This window comes from Labrys sp. LIt4 (assembly GCF_017813775.1).
Taxonomy (GTDB): Bacteria; Pseudomonadota; Alphaproteobacteria; order Rhizobiales; family Labraceae; genus Labrys; species Labrys okinawensis_A.
Map to the genome: position 1 here is coordinate 434518 of NZ_JAGIPY010000003.1, position 16891 is coordinate 451408.

The 16891-nt window shown below is 63.5% G+C and carries 15 protein-coding genes; 6 read left to right on the top strand and 9 right to left on the bottom strand.

The genetic code is table 11. The annotated features are described in order from the left end of the window. Window positions 1-83: 83 nt before the first annotated feature. Window positions 84-980: a hypothetical protein gene (locus tag J8I29_RS07900; RefSeq protein ID WP_105862040.1), complete on the top strand. Its 897-nt coding sequence runs from the start codon at window positions 84-86 to the stop codon at window positions 978-980. 27 nt (window positions 981-1007) lie between these two features. Here J8I29_RS07900 and J8I29_RS07905 read toward each other — a convergent pair whose 3' ends face one another. Then, complete coding sequence (locus J8I29_RS07905; protein WP_245196767.1) at window positions 1008-1997, bottom strand: trypsin-like peptidase domain-containing protein; 990 nt, start codon at window positions 1995-1997, stop codon at window positions 1008-1010. A gap of 258 nt (window positions 1998-2255) precedes the next feature. Here J8I29_RS07905 and pdxY point away from each other — a divergent pair, with 258 nt between their 5' ends. The 3 genes from pdxY to J8I29_RS07920 all read left to right on the top strand — a co-directional run bounded on the left by pdxY (window position 2256) and on the right by J8I29_RS07920 (window position 4808). Continuing rightward, window positions 2256-3104: a pyridoxal kinase PdxY gene (gene pdxY / locus J8I29_RS07910; protein WP_105862042.1), complete on the top strand. Its 849-nt coding sequence runs from the start codon at window positions 2256-2258 to the stop codon at window positions 3102-3104. 80 nt (window positions 3105-3184) lie between these two features. Then, on the top strand, window positions 3185-4087 hold the full coding sequence (locus J8I29_RS07915; protein ID WP_209431218.1) for a PhzF family phenazine biosynthesis protein: 903 nt from the start codon (window positions 3185-3187) through the stop codon (window positions 4085-4087). After that, window positions 4080-4808, top strand: a complete 729-nt coding sequence (locus J8I29_RS07920) for an NUDIX hydrolase (protein WP_209431219.1) — start codon at window positions 4080-4082, stop codon at window positions 4806-4808. Before J8I29_RS07915 ends, J8I29_RS07920 begins: the two co-directional genes overlap by 8 nt. On the opposite strand, the gene J8I29_RS07925 is transcribed toward J8I29_RS07920, so the two are convergent. Further along, on the bottom strand, window positions 4793-5050 hold the full coding sequence (locus J8I29_RS07925) for a hypothetical protein (protein WP_209431220.1): 258 nt from the start codon (window positions 5048-5050) through the stop codon (window positions 4793-4795). The two genes, J8I29_RS07920 and J8I29_RS07925, sit on opposite strands and share 16 nt — an antisense overlap. 457 nt (window positions 5051-5507) lie before the next feature. Between J8I29_RS07925 and leuA the strand changes: the two genes are divergently transcribed. Continuing rightward, entirely contained in the window at window positions 5508-7214 is a 1707-nt protein-coding gene (gene leuA, locus J8I29_RS07930) for a 2-isopropylmalate synthase (RefSeq protein WP_209431221.1), read from the top strand. Window positions 7215-7292: 78 nt separating this feature from the next. On the opposite strand, the gene J8I29_RS07935 is transcribed toward leuA, so the two are convergent. The 4 genes from J8I29_RS07935 to J8I29_RS07950 all read right to left on the bottom strand — a co-directional run bounded on the left by J8I29_RS07935 (window position 7293) and on the right by J8I29_RS07950 (window position 11912). Beyond that, window positions 7293-7511: a DUF333 domain-containing protein gene (locus J8I29_RS07935; protein WP_280870024.1), complete on the bottom strand. Its 219-nt coding sequence runs from the start codon at window positions 7509-7511 to the stop codon at window positions 7293-7295. A gap of 373 nt (window positions 7512-7884) precedes the next feature. Continuing rightward, the gene (locus J8I29_RS07940) at window positions 7885-8928 is read right to left on the bottom strand and encodes an ABC transporter permease (protein WP_209431222.1); all 1044 of its coding nucleotides are present in this window, start codon (window positions 8926-8928) and stop codon (window positions 7885-7887) included. Between the two features lie 41 nt (window positions 8929-8969). Then, window positions 8970-10493: a sugar ABC transporter ATP-binding protein gene (locus J8I29_RS07945; RefSeq protein WP_245196768.1), complete on the bottom strand. Its 1524-nt coding sequence runs from the start codon at window positions 10491-10493 to the stop codon at window positions 8970-8972. 381 nt (window positions 10494-10874) lie between these two features. Next, window positions 10875-11912, bottom strand: a complete 1038-nt coding sequence (locus J8I29_RS07950) for a sugar ABC transporter substrate-binding protein (protein ID WP_105862048.1) — start codon at window positions 11910-11912, stop codon at window positions 10875-10877. Window positions 11913-12233: 321 nt separating this feature from the next. On the opposite strand from J8I29_RS07950, the gene J8I29_RS07955 reads away from it, so the two are divergent. After that, window positions 12234-13460: an NAD(P)/FAD-dependent oxidoreductase gene (locus J8I29_RS07955; protein ID WP_209431223.1), complete on the top strand. Its 1227-nt coding sequence runs from the start codon at window positions 12234-12236 to the stop codon at window positions 13458-13460. Window positions 13461-13632: 172 nt separating this feature from the next. Here J8I29_RS07955 and J8I29_RS07960 read toward each other — a convergent pair whose 3' ends face one another. The 3 genes from J8I29_RS07960 to J8I29_RS07970 all read right to left on the bottom strand — a co-directional run bounded on the left by J8I29_RS07960 (window position 13633) and on the right by J8I29_RS07970 (window position 16870). Next, entirely contained in the window at window positions 13633-14940 is a 1308-nt protein-coding gene (locus tag J8I29_RS07960; protein WP_209431224.1) for a cyclopropane-fatty-acyl-phospholipid synthase family protein, read from the bottom strand. Window positions 14941-14997: 57 nt separating this feature from the next. Next, on the bottom strand, window positions 14998-15267 hold the full coding sequence (locus J8I29_RS07965) for an usg protein (protein WP_105862051.1): 270 nt from the start codon (window positions 15265-15267) through the stop codon (window positions 14998-15000). A gap of 307 nt (window positions 15268-15574) precedes the next feature. Beyond that, window positions 15575-16870, bottom strand: a complete 1296-nt coding sequence (locus J8I29_RS07970) for an MFS transporter (protein WP_209431225.1) — start codon at window positions 16868-16870, stop codon at window positions 15575-15577. Window positions 16871-16891 lie beyond the last annotated feature (21 nt).

A 16891-nucleotide genomic window follows, 5' to 3' on the forward strand; every position in this document is an offset into this window, starting at 1 on the left:
TTCCCAGCTTGTAACCGCCTGCTGCAGCAAGCAAGATACTTTCAAAATTAGAGCATGTCTTCTTTTCATGAACGGTCCTGGCCATGAGCTTTTCCGTCGACGAACTCGTCACCATCGATGCAGATGACTATCGCGCCGCCTATGATCGCGTGCCCTTCGCCTTCGAACATGCTCTCCATCGCCTACCGATGTTCCAGCCCGAGGCGCTGGCGGCGCTGGCCGAGCGTTACGCCGACAGCCCTCAGGATTATTTCATCGCAGGATCGGCACCGACGCCGGGCACGAAATTCTACGACGTCGAGCAGAACAGGGCCAGGCCGCACGAGGTTCTGGCGCGGCTGGGCGATACCCCTGCCCGTGTCCTGCTGAAGCGCCTGGAGAACCACGATTCAGGCTTCCGGGACCTGCTCGACACCCTCTTTCGCAAGTTCACCGCGCTGCGGGGAGGCCCGGGCGAGGAAAAGATCGCCCGGCTCGAATCCGCCATCTTCATTTCCTCGGCCGCATCCACCACCCCGTTCCACTTCGACCCGGAAATCACGCATTTCTTCCAGATCGAGGGTCCGAAATACTACCACGTCTTCCCGCCCGACGTGGTGGAGGAGAGTGATCTCGAGCGCTTCTATGTCAGAGGCACGGTGAATATCGGCCAGCTCGACCTCGAAGGCTGCGATCCCCGGCAGGAGCATGTCTTCGACCTGGAGCCGGGCCGCGGCTTCCATCAGCCGCAGGATGCGCCCCATTGGGTGCGGACCGGCCAGGTGCGCAGCATCTCCTACGCCTTCTCCTTCGAGACCGATGCCAGCCGCGGGCGCGGGCGTGTCCGCGCCGCCAATCGCTATCTGCGCGCCATCGGCATGCAGCCGCAGCGCCCGGGCCCAAATCCGAGCGCCGACCGAGCCAAGGCTGCCGTCATGCAGGTGGTCACGCCGACATTGCGGGGCGTGCGCAAGGTCGTCAGGCAGGTCTCAGGACGCTGATCCGGATCAGCGCAGACGGCTCCGCCCTCACGAACCCCGCCGCTCCCGCGGCGTCACGTCGAGGGAGCGGGGCTTGCCATTGCGCAGCACGTCGAAGCGCGTCGGCCTGCCGATGCGATCCTCGTCGAGCAGCCGGATAAGATCGTCCACCGCGACGACACGGCGTCCGTCGAGAGCGATGATGATGTCGCCCATCAACAGGCCGGCGCTATCCGCCGGGCCGCCGGTTTCTGCAGTGGCAATCATCACGCCTACGCCCTGATCGATGCCGGCTGCCATCTGCACGCGGCGGGCAATCACTGCCTGCTGGGCCGCAATGCCGATGGAAGCACGCCGCACGCGGCCGTGTCGAATGAGCTGGCCCATCACGAAACTTGCCGTGTTGGACGCAACCGCAAAGCAGATCCCCTGCGCTCCCATGATCACTGCCGTGTTGATGCCGACGACCTCGCCGAGCGTGGAGACCAGGGGGCCGCCTGAATTGCCCGGGTTGAGCGCCGCATCGGTCTGGATCACATCGTCGATCAGCCGCCCGCTCTTGGCGCGCAGCGAGCGCCCGAGTGCGGAGATCACACCTGTCGTCACCGTGGCCTCGAAGCCGAGAGGATTGCCGATGGCGATCGCCACCTGCCCGCGCTTCAGCAGGCTGGAATTGCCGAGCCGCGCCGAGGGCAGGCTGACCGGCTGCTCGATGTGAACGAGCGCCAAATCGGTATCGGGATCATCGCCGATCAGGCGCGCATCGAAGCGGCGGCCATCCTGCGTCTGCACCGAAACCCGGGCGGTGCCCTGCGCCACATGGCTGTTGGTGAGCACAAGGCCGTCCGGCGAGAGGATGACGCCGGAGCCCGAACCCGCGGGCTTGCCACCCTTGCGGATGTCGAGCTTCACGACGGCGGGACCCACGCGCTCGGCGACATCGATGACGGTGTTCGAATAGGCGTCAAGCAACAACCCGTCTGCGGGGGTGGAAAGGGATGAGGTCTGTTGGGGATGCGTATCTTCATCCAAAATCATGGACGGTGTATCGTCGAGCAACATGGTATCGGCCCAAGATAAGAAGGAACAATATTGATCACCGATATGGGAATGCCGCGGCTCCCGGGGAAGCCCCCTTCCCTGTCATGGCGGAAAGGCGGGATCCCTCGGCTTTGCATAGCTGCGCTTGATCGAAACAATCAAAAATGATCATGACTGACGATATCGACGGACCGTTGCGCCCGGCTCGAATTTCGTTTGTTGTGCTGCTCCCTCAGTGTGATTGCCCGAGTCGCCATGAACATCCTGTCCATTCAGTCCTGGGTCGCCTATGGCCATGTCGGCAATGCTTCGGCGGTTTTCCCGATGCAGCGCCTCGGCTGCGAGGTCTGGGCCATCCATACCGTGCAGTTTTCCAATCACACCGGCTATGGCGCCTGGAAAGGCCGCGTCTATGACGGCACCATGGTTGACGAACTGGTCGAGGGCTTGGCCGAGCGCGGCGTTCTGCCCCGCTGCGACGGCGTGATCTCCGGCTATATGGGCTCTTCCGACATCGGCAATGCCATTCTTGCCGCTGTCGACAAGGTGCGTAGCGCCAATCCGGCGGCGACCTATTGCTGCGATCCGGTGATCGGCGATATCGGCCGTGGTGTCTTCGTAAGGCCGGGCATTCCCGAATTCATGCGCGACCAGGCCGTCCCGGCCGCCGACGTCATCACCCCCAATCGGTTCGAGCTCGAATATCTGGCCGGTCGGGAGGTCCGCAGGCTCGCCGATGCCAAGGCGGCCGTGACGGCCCTGCATGCCGCCGGCCCCAAAGTGGTGCTGGTGACCTCCCTCGACACCGACGATACGCCGGATGACGCCATCGACCTGCTGGCTTCGGACGGCAGCGGCTTTTTCCGGGTGCGCACGCCTCGCCTCGGGCTCGACATCAACGGAGCGGGCGATGCGATCGCCGCTCTCTTCAATCTGCATTGGAAGCGCTCGGGCTCGGCGGCGGAGGCTTTGGATTTGGCCAGCGCCTCGATCTACGGCCTGCTCAAGCGCACCGCCGAGGCCGGCTCACGGGAAATCCTCACCGTGGCAGCCCAGGATGAATTCGTGACGCCGAGCCGCCGCTTCGAGGTCGTCGCGGTATAGTTTTTCCCGGATCGTCCGCTCGCAGAACCCCGCCCTGCAGATACGGTCCTTTGTCCCTTTGCCTTGCGAGGAGCCTTCCGATGCCCCGTCGTTTCTATACGCTCGATGTCTTCGCCGACCGCGCGCTGGCCGGCAACCCTCTGGCGGTGGTGCTCGATTGCGAGGGGCTCGACGCCCCGGCCATGCAGAAGATCGCGCGCGAATTCAACCTGTCGGAGACCGTCTTCGTCCTGCCGCCGGACGACGGCCGCCACCGGGCCCGCATCCGTATCTTCACGCCGGGCCTCGAAATGCCCTTTGCCGGCCATCCCACCGTCGGCACGGCCGTACTCCTGGCGCTGCTCGACCATGACAGCAAGCCGGGAGACTATCTCTTCGGGCTGGAGGAGCAGATCGGCATCGTGCCCTGCGCGGTCTCGCTCAAGGACGGCAGCGCCTATGCCCGGTTCGACATCCCGGCCCTGCCGACCGAGCGCGGCGGACCAGCGGCCACGAACCTGATCGCCGAAGCACTCGGCCTGAGTGAACATCAGATCGGTTTCGAGAACCACCATCCCACCGTGTTCGGCACAGGCTTTCCCTACACATTCGTGCCCGTGCGATCGCTGGAAGCGATCGGAAACATCCGCATCAACACCAGCCTGTGGCCCAAGGCTTTCGGCCAGGAGGGCCTCGGCGCGGCCTATGCCTATACCCGCCAGACCGCTGAGCCCGGATCGAGCTTCCATGCGCGCATGTTCTCGCCCGGCGACGGCATCCCCGAGGATCCCGCCACCGGCTCGGCCGTGGCCGGGCTCTCCGGCGTGATCGCCCGTTTCGACGACCTCGCCGATGGCATACGCCATTTCCGCATCGAGCAGGGCTTCGAAATGGGCCGCCCTTCCCTGATCGACCTGAGCATGACCATCAAGGGCACGCGTCTGGCCAGCGCCTCGATCGGCGGCTCTGCCGTGATCGTCAGCGAAGGAAGCCTGCATGTCTGAGCCGGAGATCGTCGAGCTCGATGCCATCGACTGCCGCCTCGAGCATCAGCCCTGGCGGTTCGCCGAAGAGAATGCCGACGCGATAAGAGCGCATTGGCAAAAGGTGATCGAGGCCAAGCCGGCGAGCTTCAACGGCAAGATCCTGCTGCTGCACCGCTGGCAGATCGTGGAGCGCCGGTTTCATGGCGCCTATCTGATGACGGATTACGCCAGCTTCCTGGCTTGGCGGGATTTCGGAGCGCCGGGTGAGCCCCGCTGGAATTGTTTCGCCATGGCCGCGCTCGAGGCTGCGGACGGCGCCTTCCTGCTCGGCGAGATGGCTGAGCATACCTCCAATGCCGGCGCGATCTATTTCGCCGCCGGCACGCCGGACCCTTCCGACCTCGATGGCGACATCGTCAATCTCGCCGGCAGCGTGACCCGCGAGCTCGAAGAGGAGACCGGCGTCTCGATCGCCGACGTCGAAATCGCTTCGGGCTGGACCGCGGTTTTCCACGGCCCGCGCATTGCCTTGATGAAATCGGTGCGATCGCCCCTGCCGTCGGCCGAGCTCAAGGGTGGAATCGAGCGTTTCCTGGCCGAAGACAAGAAGCCGGAACTCGAACGCATGCATGTCGTGGCATCGCCCGCCGACATCCGTGCCGATCGCATGCCGGCCTTCCAATGCGCCTATCTCGCGCACCGGCTCGATACCTGGAACCGGTCTCAGCGAACCGGATAGCCGTGGCGGCGCTGCGTCGAGGAAATCAACGCCTGTGCCTTAGCGTCATCGCCGGCCCGGCAGGCCTGGCCCGCATCGGCCAGATCCTTGCTCATCGCATCGTGAACCTTCTTGTCGGCAAAACCGGTCTTGACGTCGCCGTCGATCACGCGTTGTACGAAGGCAATGCGCTCGGAGCAGGAAGCGGCAAAGGCCGACGAAGACGAAACCGCCAGAAGAGCGAAACAGATCAGGAAGCGCATCGGACACGTCCATTGAGGAATGTCCTGTGATCGCAGGCAACCGTATCGTTCTCAAGTCCCCGCGTTCCTCTCTCCACCGCAAAGGCGTCTTCGATATCGTCTTGCGGTCCCGTGTCTGCGGCGCAGCATTCCATGCTGCATCGCGTTCGGGACGACACGAAAGCCCCATATGCGGCTGTCCCCGGCATTTCCCCTTGCCCCCTCCATCGCGGCACTGTACAAGCCCTTGCACTTGGTGGCTCCGGGCCATCACAGGAAAGGGATCGAGCCGTGGCGATATCGCCCGCCAAATTCGAGACGCTTGCGCATCCGGCGCCGGCCCTCGCGCTCGCCCTCCTTTCCGGCCTCCTCCTTAGCCGCCCCTGAGGGCCGGCCGGGCTTCAGCCTGGGCGCTCAGGGGACTTGACCGCGGTCGACTAGCCTCGCCGCCCCTTTCCTTTGGCTAAAGAGTTTCACAATGACATATGCAGGCAAGGTTTCGCAGTTCTCCGCTCCTAAGGTTGATATCGCCGCCAAATACAAACCCTGGCCGCCGATCGACCTGCCGGATCGCCGATGGCCCTCGCGCACCATCACCACGGCACCGACCTGGTGCGCGGTGGACCTGCGCGACGGCAACCAGGCGCTGATTGAACCGATGGGCCACGAGCGCAAATTGCGCATGTGGGACACGCTCGTCGGCATGGGCTTCAAGGAGATCGAGGTCGGTTTCCCCTCCGCCTCGCAGACCGATTTCGATTTCGTCCGCTTCCTGATCGAGTCGGGGCGCATTCCCGATGGCGTCGCCATCCAGGTGCTGACCCAGGCCCGCGAGGAATTGATCCGCCGCACCTTCGAGAGCCTGAAGGGCGTGAAATGCGCCATCGTGCATCTCTACAACTCGACCTCCGAGCTGCAGCGCCGCATCGTCTTCCGTCAGGACCGTGCCGGCATCCGCGATATCGCGGTCAACGGCGCGAAGCTGATCATGCAGCTCACCAAGGAGCTGGGCATGGAGGCGAATATTCGCCACCAATATTCGCCCGAGAGTTTCATGGGCACCGAACTCGATTTCTCCAAGGAGATCTGCGAGGCGGTGATGGACGTCTACCAGCCGACCCCCGACAACAAGCTGATCCTCAACCTGCCGCTCACCGTCGAGATGTCGACGCCCAACATCTATGCCGACCAGATCGAGTGGATGTCGCGCAATATCAAGAATCGCGACAGCGTCATCATTTCCCTGCACCCGCACAATGACCGCGGCACCGGTGTCGCAGCAGCCGAACTCGGCCTGATGGCCGGCGCCGACCGTGTCGAGGGCACGCTGTTCGGCAATGGCGAGCGTACCGGCAATGTCGATCTCGTCATCCTGGCGGGCAACCTGATGATGTCGGGCGTCGACCCCCAGGTCGACATCTCGGACGTCAATGGCCTGGTGCGCGTGGCCGAGTATTGCAACCAGCTGCCGATCCATCCGCGCCATCCCTATGCCGGCGAATTGGTGTTCACCGCCTTCTCCGGCTCGCACCAGGATGCGATCAACAAGGGCTTCAAGGCGATCGAAACGGCGACCTCGCCGGTGTGGGAAGTGCCTTATCTGCCGATCGATCCGAAGGATCTCGGCCGTTCCTATGAAGCGGTGATCCGTATCAACTCGCAATCCGGCAAGGGCGGCATCGCCTATATCCTGGAAAAGGAGCACGGCATCGAATTGCCGCGCCTCCTGCAGGTCGAGTTCTCCAAGGCTGTGCAGGGGATCGCCGATGGCGAAGGCGTCGAGCTCAGCGCCGACCGTCTGTGGGATGCCTTCACCCGCGAATATCTGGACAATGGCCGTTACACCTTCACCTCCCACCAGATCGTCAGCGACGGTGAAGGAGAGGAGCGGACCATCACCGCCCGCATTCGCGACGAGGGCGTCGAAAAGACCATTACCGGTGTCGGCAACGGCCCGATCGATGCCTTCGTAGCGGCGATGCGGGCCGAGAGCGGCCTCGACTTCGATGTCGCCAATTATCGCGAGCATGCCATGGGCTCGGGTGCCAATGCGGCGGCCGTGTCCTATGTCGAATTGCGCATTGCCGACGGCTCCACCTTGTTCGGTGTCGGCATCGACAAGGACACCACCAAATCGGCACTCAAGGCCGTGACTTCCGGCGTGAACCGTATCCTCAAGCGCTGATCGGCAATTTGTTTGCCTCAAAAAGGAAGCCGGCCTGATGAGGCCGGCTTCTTTCTTGCTGAAGTCAGGAAACAGCCCCTATTGGGGCAGCGTCGCCTGCGACTGCCGGTTGGCGCTGCGATAGAGCTTCCATTCGTCCACGCGCCGGCCATCCGGCAGCTGGCAATCGGCCCGCTGGCCTCTCGCGGTCTGCACGGGAATGGACCTGCCGCCCTGCTGCGCACAATAGGTCGAGGCCGGATTCGCCATGCCGGCCGCCTGTGGCGTCGCCATGCCGGGCGTTGGCGGCGCTGTCATGCCAGTCGCCTGCGGATCCGCCATCGGATCTTGTTGGTTAGAGACACACCCCGTCACGATGAGGCAGGCGAATACCAGCGGATAGAACATCTTCTGCATGGTACCTCCAGTGCTTTTTCGGTTGGATGGATTGAGGAGCGTATCCGTGCCGCATGAGGAGCAGCGCACGATGCGAACAGCGTCCGCATCATTCAGGGACGCTCCGGTCAGGGGACAGTGTCTGAAGCGTCCCCTCGCTACCTATATCCTATTTCTCCCGATCTTGAACCCCGAATATCCGCATTGCCCACAGATCTGCCCTAGAGACAATATAATAGGCTATGGCCCGCCGATGGCGAGCCATAGCGGAATTACTGTGCTATTCGGAAATCCTCTATCCCGCTGCAGCACTCTCATCGCGCAGGCGCTGGGCATAGACATTGATGATCAGTGCGATCAACAGAATGACACCACGAATCAGGATCTTGAGGAAACTGTCGATCTCGACGTGATCGAGGCCGTTGTTGAGCACGCCGAGCACGCACAGGCCCACGATGGTGTTGCCGATGCCGCCGCGCCCGCCGAACAGGCTGGTGCCGCCGACCACGACCGCGGCAATGGCGTCGAGCAGATAGCCGGTGAACTCATTCTGCTGCGCGCTGCCGAAATGGGCGACGCCCACCATGCCGGCCACGCCCGAGCATAAGGCCGCGATCACCATCACGCTGGCCAGGATCATCTTGACGTTGATGCCCGAAAATTCCGCGGCCTCGCGGTTGCCGCCCACCATGTAGATGTAGCGGCCGAAGCGCGTATAGGTCAGCACGATGTGGCCGACGCCGAGGAAGACCGCCAGCACGATCACGATCCAGGGCATGCCGCCGATGGTGCCCGAGCCCAGTGTCGACACCAGATCCGGCACCGCATAGGCGATCTGGCCGCGCAGCAGCAGCGCACAGATGCCGTCGGCGATCTGCATCATCGCCAGCGTCATGATGAAGGAGGGAATGCCGATCCGCGTCAGGCCGAAGGCGTTGACCAGTCCAAGCGCCGCACACGCCACCAAGGCCAAGACGATCGCCACACCGCCGGGCATGATGAAATTGGCATTGGCGATGTTCACATAGGATTCCTGCGCCGTGAAGAACGCCACCGCCACGCCGGTCACGTTGGCAACCGAGGCGACCGACAGATCGATTTCGCCACACAGGATCACGAAAGTCAGTCCAACCGCGATGATGCCCGTCACCGAGATCTGCACCAGGATATTGGCGAGGTTGTCGAGCGAAAGGAAGGATGGGCTCGCCACCGCGAAGAAGATCACCAGCGCCAGCAAGGTGGCGAAAGGCGCGATGTTGCGCATCTGGTTGCGCAAGATCGCGCCCAGGCCTTGGCGCGCGAACTGCGCCTGGCTGCCATCTTGAACCGGTGTGCTCATTCCTCAAAACTCCCAGGCTGAAGACCGGCGGGTTTGCCGCCTCAGGCCGCTTCCAGCAATTTGTCCTTCGAGATCGTCTCGCCGGCGAACTCCCGCACGATCCGTCCCTTCTTCATCACCACGACTCGGTCGGCCAGCGAGAGCACGGTCTCGGGCTCCGCCGAAACCACGATCACCGCGAGCCCCTTGTCGCGCAGGTCGCGCACGATCTTCACCACATCGTCCTTGGCGCCGACATCCATGCCGCGCGTCGGCTCCGACAGGATCAGCACCTTGGGCATGTGGGTCAGCCATTTGGCCAGTGCGACCTTCTGCTGATTGCCGCCCGAGAGCGAGCCGAGCAAGGCATTCACCTGGGGCGGGCGGATATGCAGGGCCTCGACATGCCGCTGCGCGGTCTTGCGCTCCACGCCCGGCTTCAGCCACAGGCGCGAAATCCTCTCGAGAATGCTGATCGAAATGTTGCGATAGAGCGGCTGATGATGGAACAGCATCGAGCGCCGGCTCTCCGGCACGAAGGCGATGCCCGCCTCGCGCGCCTGTGCCGTATTGCGCAGGCTCCTTGCCCTGCCCTCCAGCTCGATATGTCCCTGCGCCGGCCTGAGCTTGCCGAAGAGCGCGCGGGCGAATTCGAGCTGGCCGCAGCCCATGAAGCCGTAGACGCCGAGCACCTCGCCGGCCCGTACGTCCAGCGTTACGTCGGCAAAGGCGCGCCCATAGCTGAGGCCCTGCGTCGCCAGCACGGGGGTGCCTTCGGGCCTGGCCGGCAAGGTGATCGAACCTGAATAACTCTCCTCCAGTCCCTCATGGCCACGGCCGATCATGTGTTCGATCAGCCAGTTCTTGTCGATGCCCTCGGTCGAATGGGAGATCACATGGCGGCCATTGCGGAAGATCGTCACCGCGTCGGAAATGCTGAGGATGTCGTCGAGGAAATGCGAGATGAAGACGATGCTGCGGCCATCGGCCCGCACCTTGCGCAACACCTCGAACAGGCGCTGCACCTCCGGAGGCGACAGCGCCGATGTCGGCTCGTCCAGGATGATGATACGCGCACCGGAGAAGAGCACGCGGGCGAGTTCGATCAATTGCTGCAGGCCGATCGGCAACGCCCCTATGCGCATGCGGGGATCGACGTCGATGCCGAGATTGCGCAATTGCTCGCGCGCGCCCTTCACCATGGCCGGCCAGTCGACAAGGCCGAGGGCATTGAGCGGCTGCTTGCCGAGATAGACATTCTCGGCGACGGTGAGATCGGGAACGATGCTGAGTTCCTGATGCACCATCGAGATGCCGGCGGCGAGGGAATCATGGGCGGAGCGGAAATGCACCGGCCTGCCATCGATCTCCAGGCTGCCCTGATATTCGGTATGCACGCCGGCGATGATCTTCATCATCGTCGACTTGCCCGCCCCGTTCTCGCCGACCAGGCCGTGAATCTCGCCGGCCCGCAAGGTGAAATCCACCCCCTTGAGAGCAGCCACGCCGCCGAAGGATTTGGAGATGTCGGTCATCCTCAGGCGCGGAGGCGCATCGGCCGTCGATTGCTTGTCGTCTACCGCCATCATGCCTCTCGGAACGCGAAATAGGGTGCCGGTGTTCGGGCACCCCCTTCAAGGAATCTGGGACCAACCGGGGGAAGCTGCGATAGGGCGGCGTGCCCCCTTATCCGGCGCTTCGCGCCACCCAAGGCACCTCCGGAGGAAGTGCCAGGTCCCGCAAGGGGAGAAGGCGATAGGCGAGCCCTGCGCCCAGCAAAAGCAGACACCTTCTCCTCTTGCGGGAGAAGGTGCCGGCAAGCGGATGAGGGGTGGCACCGTCCTATCAGGACCTTCAAACTTCAACACCTTGAAAAGGGCAGTCTTCACACCGGCACGATTTCTTGATGAGCTGCCGGTCTTCCTCCATCGGCAGGCCGATGGCTTGGAGAGACCGGCACACCGATCTCAGATCAGATAGTGCTTTTCCATCCAGAGCATGCCGGCGGCATTATCCTTGGTGACCACGGGCCCGTCGGTGACGACATGCTTGGGAATGCCGCCTTCGCCGCTCTTTTCGCCGCCGACCACGGCCGCGACGCCGGCCACGATCGCCCCGCCATGGATACGGCAGGACGGATTGCGTACCGTGGCGAACATGCGGCCGTCCGCGACCGCCGAAATGGCGGGCGGCATCGCGTCGACGCCGCCGATCTTGATGTCGGTACGGTTGCGGGCCTTCATGATGTTGTAGGCGGCAAGCGCCATGTCGTCATTGTGGAAGAAGGCCGCGTCGATCTGCGGATATTTGGTCAGGTAGGTCTCCCACAGGCGGGCCGCCTTGGTGACGTCCCAATCGGCCGGCTGCGTGTCCAGCACCTCGATATTGGGGAACTGCTTCACCACGCTCTCGAAGCCCTTGGCCCGGCCCTGCGCGCCAGTGTGGCCGAGGGCGCCCTGGGTCATGATGATCTTGCCCTTGCCGCCGATGGCATTGCACAGGGCCTGCGTGACCGACGCGCCCATGAACTCGTTGTTGGGCGCCAGGAAGCTGTGCACGTTGATCTTGTCGAGCGGCGCGATCAACGTATCCATGTCGATCACGGGAATGCCGGCATCGATCATCTTCTGCACCGGCTGGGTCAAGGTGCCGATGCCGAAGGCCTGGATGGCGACGAAATCCCATTTCTGGGAGGCCATGTTGTCGATGGCGGCGCGTTGCTTGACCGCATCGAGCTGGCCGTCGAACCAGGTCACCTCGACATTGAAGAGCTTGCCCCAATATTCGGCCGCTTCCTTGCCCTGCGCACACCAGGTCGCCTGCAGTCCGGCATTGGAGAAGGCCGCCTTGAGCGGCTTTTCGGAGCGACCGGCCACTTTCGCGGCTTCGGCGGCGAAAGCCGGATCGAGGCCGAATCCCCCCAACAGGGCTGCGGCAGCGCCGGCGGAAAACGAGGCAGAACGAATAAAATCGCGCCGCGTATGCGGCGTCCTGTCCTTAGGCATCCATTTCCTCCCTCGAGCAAAACGCGTTCTGAACGCCTGTTTGCTCTCACCCTTTGTTTCGGCGCGTCATTGCGATTCCCGGCGATACCGCCAAATCGCAAAGCACTCCGGCATGTTGCTTTCGGCGTACAGTACCGATGCGGCTCTTTGTGAGCCTGGCGCAGACGGTTGAATCCGCTGCGCTGACACCATCTTATGTTTGTTCCGACAATTGACAACCGCTATTCTTTTGCCGGGATCGTTTCTTCAAACGGACATGCGCTGTGGACCAGTACGACACCCGAGTGGCGAGACCCTGCGGGTCACGGTAGCGTCACCGGCATGGTCAAACTTTCCATTGCCATCGTCGGCGCGGGGGTCGCCGGCCTGGCGGTCGCCTCCTGCCTCGCCGATGCAGGCCATCGCGTGGTGGTGTTCGAGCGCTTCGAGCAGGCCAAACCGGTGGGCGCTGGGCTTTTGCTGCAGCCGACGGGCCTGGCGGTGCTAGACCGCCTCGGCCTGCGCGAGGGCGCCGCCACCCTGGGCAGCCGGATCGAGCGCCTGTACGGACGTTGTGGTCCGACGGGCCCGCTGATCTTCGATCGGCGTTATGACGAGCTTCTGCCCGGGCTGCACGGTGTCGGCATTCACAGGGCGAGCCTGTTCCACCTGCTGATGACGGCAGCCGAAACGCGCGGCATCGCCCTGGAGCAGGCCGCCGATATCACCGGCGTCGAGAACATCGAGAACCGGCCCGTGCTGGGGGACTCAGCCGGACGGCGCCATGGTCCCTTCGATCTGGTGGTCGATGCCGGCGGTGCGCGCTCGAGTCTCCGCGACAGGCTCGGCGCCTTGCAGCGGCGGCCTTATCGGCATGGCGCCGTCTGGGGCGTGGCCGCGGATACGGGCTTTGGCCGCGATGCCCTGCAGCAGCGTTACCGAACCGCGCGTTTCATGATCGGCGTGCTGCCGGTGGGACACCTGCCTCACGACCCCACGCCGCTCGATGCCTTCTTCTGGAGCATGCCGGTCGAGGATCTCGATCGCTGGACCGAGGCCGACCTTGCGGCCTGGCGGGCCGAGGTCGCCGCAATCTGGCCGGAGACGGCGGCACTGACGCGGCAATTCACTCGGCATGAGCAATTGACGCCGGCCCGTTACGCTCAGTTGACCGTTGCCGATCCGATAAAAGGACGCCTCGTCCTGATCGGCGATGCCTGGCACCAGACCAGCCCGCAACTCGGCCAGGGCGCCAACATGGCCTTGCTCGACGCCGCCGCCCTGGCGGATGCGCTCGCCCTGCATGCGGATGTCAGCACCGCCCTGCCCGCTTTCGCGGCGCAGCGCCGCGGTCACATCCGCTTCTATCAGATGGCGAGCACTGTGCTGACCCAGTTCTTCCAGTCGCATTCGCGGCTGACCGGACCGGTGCGGAACCTCGCCTTCGGCCCGATGGGCCGGCTGCCCTGGCTGCGCACGGAGATGGTCAAGACGCTGGCCGGCCTGAAGACCGGCCCGTTTTCGTGGCGAAAACCGGAAGAGCTCGCCGGGCTGGTTTCTCCGACCTGACCGGCCCGCAGGTATCGACAAGCAAATGAAGCGCCGTCTTTGTCATGTCCGGGCCTGACCCGGGCATCCAGCGGTCCCGACTTCAATGCCGCAAGGAAGGCTGGATTTGCCGGGCCAAGCCCGGCAATGACAAGGGTCGGGTCAATCCGCTTCGTCTATTGTGGACGATCCCTCAGCGGTAGAGATCCTCGCGCGTCGGCGGCAGGCCGGACGGTCCCTTGGCCTTGCGCGAGGCAAGCGTCTGAAAGATGCCGACAGCAGATCGCTCGAAGGCCAGCGAGCAGCCGGCAAGATAGAGCAGCCAGATCCTGGTCTTGGCCTCGCCCACCTCGGCCGCTGCCTGGTCGCGCCGGGCATAGAGATTTTCGGCCCAGGCCTTGGTTGTGCGCGCATAATGTTCGCGCCAGGCCTCGATGTCATGCACTTCGAAGCCATTGCCCTCCAGGCCGTTGGCCGACATGCCGACGGTGTCGAGTTCGCCGCCGGGGAAGATGTAGCGGGTGAGAGCAGCGAATTCCGGCCGCTTCTTGCGGAACTTCTTCATGTCGCGCTTGGCCGGCCTGGCGATGGCGTGGTGCAGGTAGAGCCCCCGCGGCCGCAGCAGGCTGTGGATCTTCTTGAAATAGGCCTCGTGATTGTCGAGCCCGACATGTTCGAACATGCCGATGGAGGCGACCTTGTCATAGCTGCCGGTCAGGTCGCGGTAATCCTTGAGCTCAACGGTGACGCGATCCTGGAGGCCGAGGCGGGCAATGCGTTCCTGGGCGAAATCGAACTGCTCCTGCGCCAGGGTGACGCCATGGGCGGTAACGCCATAATGCTGGGCGGCATGGCAGATCAGCCCGGCCCAACCCGAGCCGATGTCGAGGAAGCGGTCGCCCGGCTGCAGCCGCAGCTTGCGGCAGATCATGTCGAACTTCGCCGTCTGCGCTTCGTCGAGCGTGGTTTCCGGCTTCGGCCAATAGGCACAGGTATAGGCCATGGTCGGCCCGAGGAAGAGGCCGTAGAAATCGTTCGACAGGTCGTAGTGGAACTGGACGAGCGGCTTGTCGTCGCGTCCCTTTTCGACCTTGTCCTCGATCTTGCCGGCAAAGTCGTGCTTCTCGCCAGCGCCCTGTTTGGGCAACGAGCGGGTGACGAAGGGCCAAAGGCCGCGGGCGAGCTGCAGCTTGCTCAGGCGCTTGAACAGGCCCTTCGTGTTCATGCTGCCGCGCCGCTCTGCCACGTCGAGCAGCGTGCCCCCCTCGATGGTGAGGCTGCCATCCGCGAGGAGCTGGATGAGCTGGTCGAACAGCGCATGTGGCCGCCGCACCAGCCGGGTGATCGCATCGGCATCGGCGATCTTCAGGCGCAGATCCGTGCGGGCGTTCGGGCCGAGCGGCACGACCTCGCCGTTCCACAATTCGACAGCAAGGTCGGCCTGCAGCTGATCGGCCAGATGCGAAATCAGCCGCTTGGCGGCATTGATATATTTGTCCACGGGGCCTCCGCACGATTGCGAGGCGTTATACCGTGATTTGCAAGCAGCGCCAGCGTCTCAATGGATGCGGAACTCCTGCCCGATCGCACGCAATTCTGCAGGCTTGATCAGGCCGCTATGCGACACGGTCACCGAATGCAGTGCGCCTTCGATCTTGTCGTGCCAGAATGCCAGGAACCTGTGCAATTCCGGAAAGGCAGGAGCCAGATCATAGTCCTGCCAGACATAGGCCTGCAGCAACGCCGGATGATCCGGCAGACGATAGAGAATATTGGCCGTGGTGAGGCCGTACCCTTCCAACTGACGCCGAAACGCAACAGACACCATTTCTGTCACCTCCATGGTGATTGGAGACAACACGATTGCACCGCAACCTTAAGGAAATGGCAACAGGAATTTCAAATTAATCCATAAGAATCAATATCTTATCACTCACTGAACACGAGTGCTGCTAAAGCCTCGAAATGACGGCGGGCTCCACTCGCCGAGGCTGTCAGGCCTGCCGATCTTCCTGTCGGCATCTTTGCCTCTCGGAAAGCGCGCATCGCCCGATCTGGAGATCGGCCCACCCGAGGCGCTGTGTTCTCGTTCGAAACTGCTGCCGGAGCGACCAAAAACTCCGGTGCTTGGCTCATCAATCGATCGCCTGCCCCGTGCGGTCGCGCATGGTAGACAGGGTCAGAACGCTGACGAGCGCCGCCGCGGCCACATAGAAGGAGGGCGCGATGGTAAGCCCGGTCCTCTCGATCAGCAGCGTCACGATCAAGGCGGCAAAGCCGCCGAACAGTGCCACTGCGAAATTATAGGCAAGCGACAGGCCGGTCGAACGCAAGGCGGCCGGGAACTGCTCGGCCAGCAGCGCCGGCGCAGGGCCGGTGAAGGCGGCAAGCAGGAGGCCGAGCACGACCTGCACCGCGATGAGCACCGGCAACGTCGGATTGGCGTTGAGCCAGGCAAACAGCGGTATCACCACAATGCCGATGGCAATGGCGGCCGTGAGCAGGAGGGTCTTGCGGCCGATCCGGTCCGACAGCCTGCCGGCGACGGGACAGCCCAGCATCAGCACGATGCCGCCCAGCGTGGTGGAAATGAAGGCATCCTTGGCCGGAATTTTCAGGAACTTCTCGACATAGAGCGGCATGTAGAACAGCAGCACATAGGTGCAGACCGTCCACAGGATGGTGACGCCGAAACCGGAGGCGACGCCGCGGCCATGGGCGCTCAGCGTCTCGAACAAAGGGCTCGCACTCTTTCGGGTGGTCTCCGCCGAGAAGACCGGCGTCTCGTCGAGGCGGGCTCGGATATAGAGCCCCACCGGCCCGATAAGCAGGCCGAACCAGAACGGCACCCGCCAGCCCCAGCTTTCCACCGCTTCCTGCGGCAGGAACTGGGTGATGGCGACGCCGCACAAACCGCCCAGGACCACCGCGAGCGCCTGGCTGGTCTGCTGCCAGCTCGCCGCCAGGCCCCGCTCGGCGGGCCTGGCATATTCGACCAGATAGGAGGTGGCGCTACCCACTTCCCCGCCCGCCGAAAAACCCTGGATCAAGCGGGCAAGCATCAGCACCACCGCTCCGAACACGCCGGCCTGGGCATAGGTCGGTGCGAAGCCGAGCAAGGCTGTGCCGAGTGCCATGGTCAGGATGGTGATGGTGAGCGCCGCCTTGCGGCCATGGCGGTCGGCGTAGACGCCAAGGACGATGGCGCCCACCGGGCGCATGCAGAAACCCACGCCATAGACCGTGACGGTCAGAAGGATGGCGGTCAGCGGGTCCTCCTTGGGAAAGAACTGCCGCGAGATCAGGGCTGCGAAGAAACCGTAGACGGTGAAGTCGAACCATTCCAGGCCGTTGCCGATGGTCGCCGCGACAATGGCGTGCCGTCGCTTGCGATCGGAAACGGGAATTCCGGCGGATGATTCGACTGCCATACCAAATATCTCCGTTTAAAC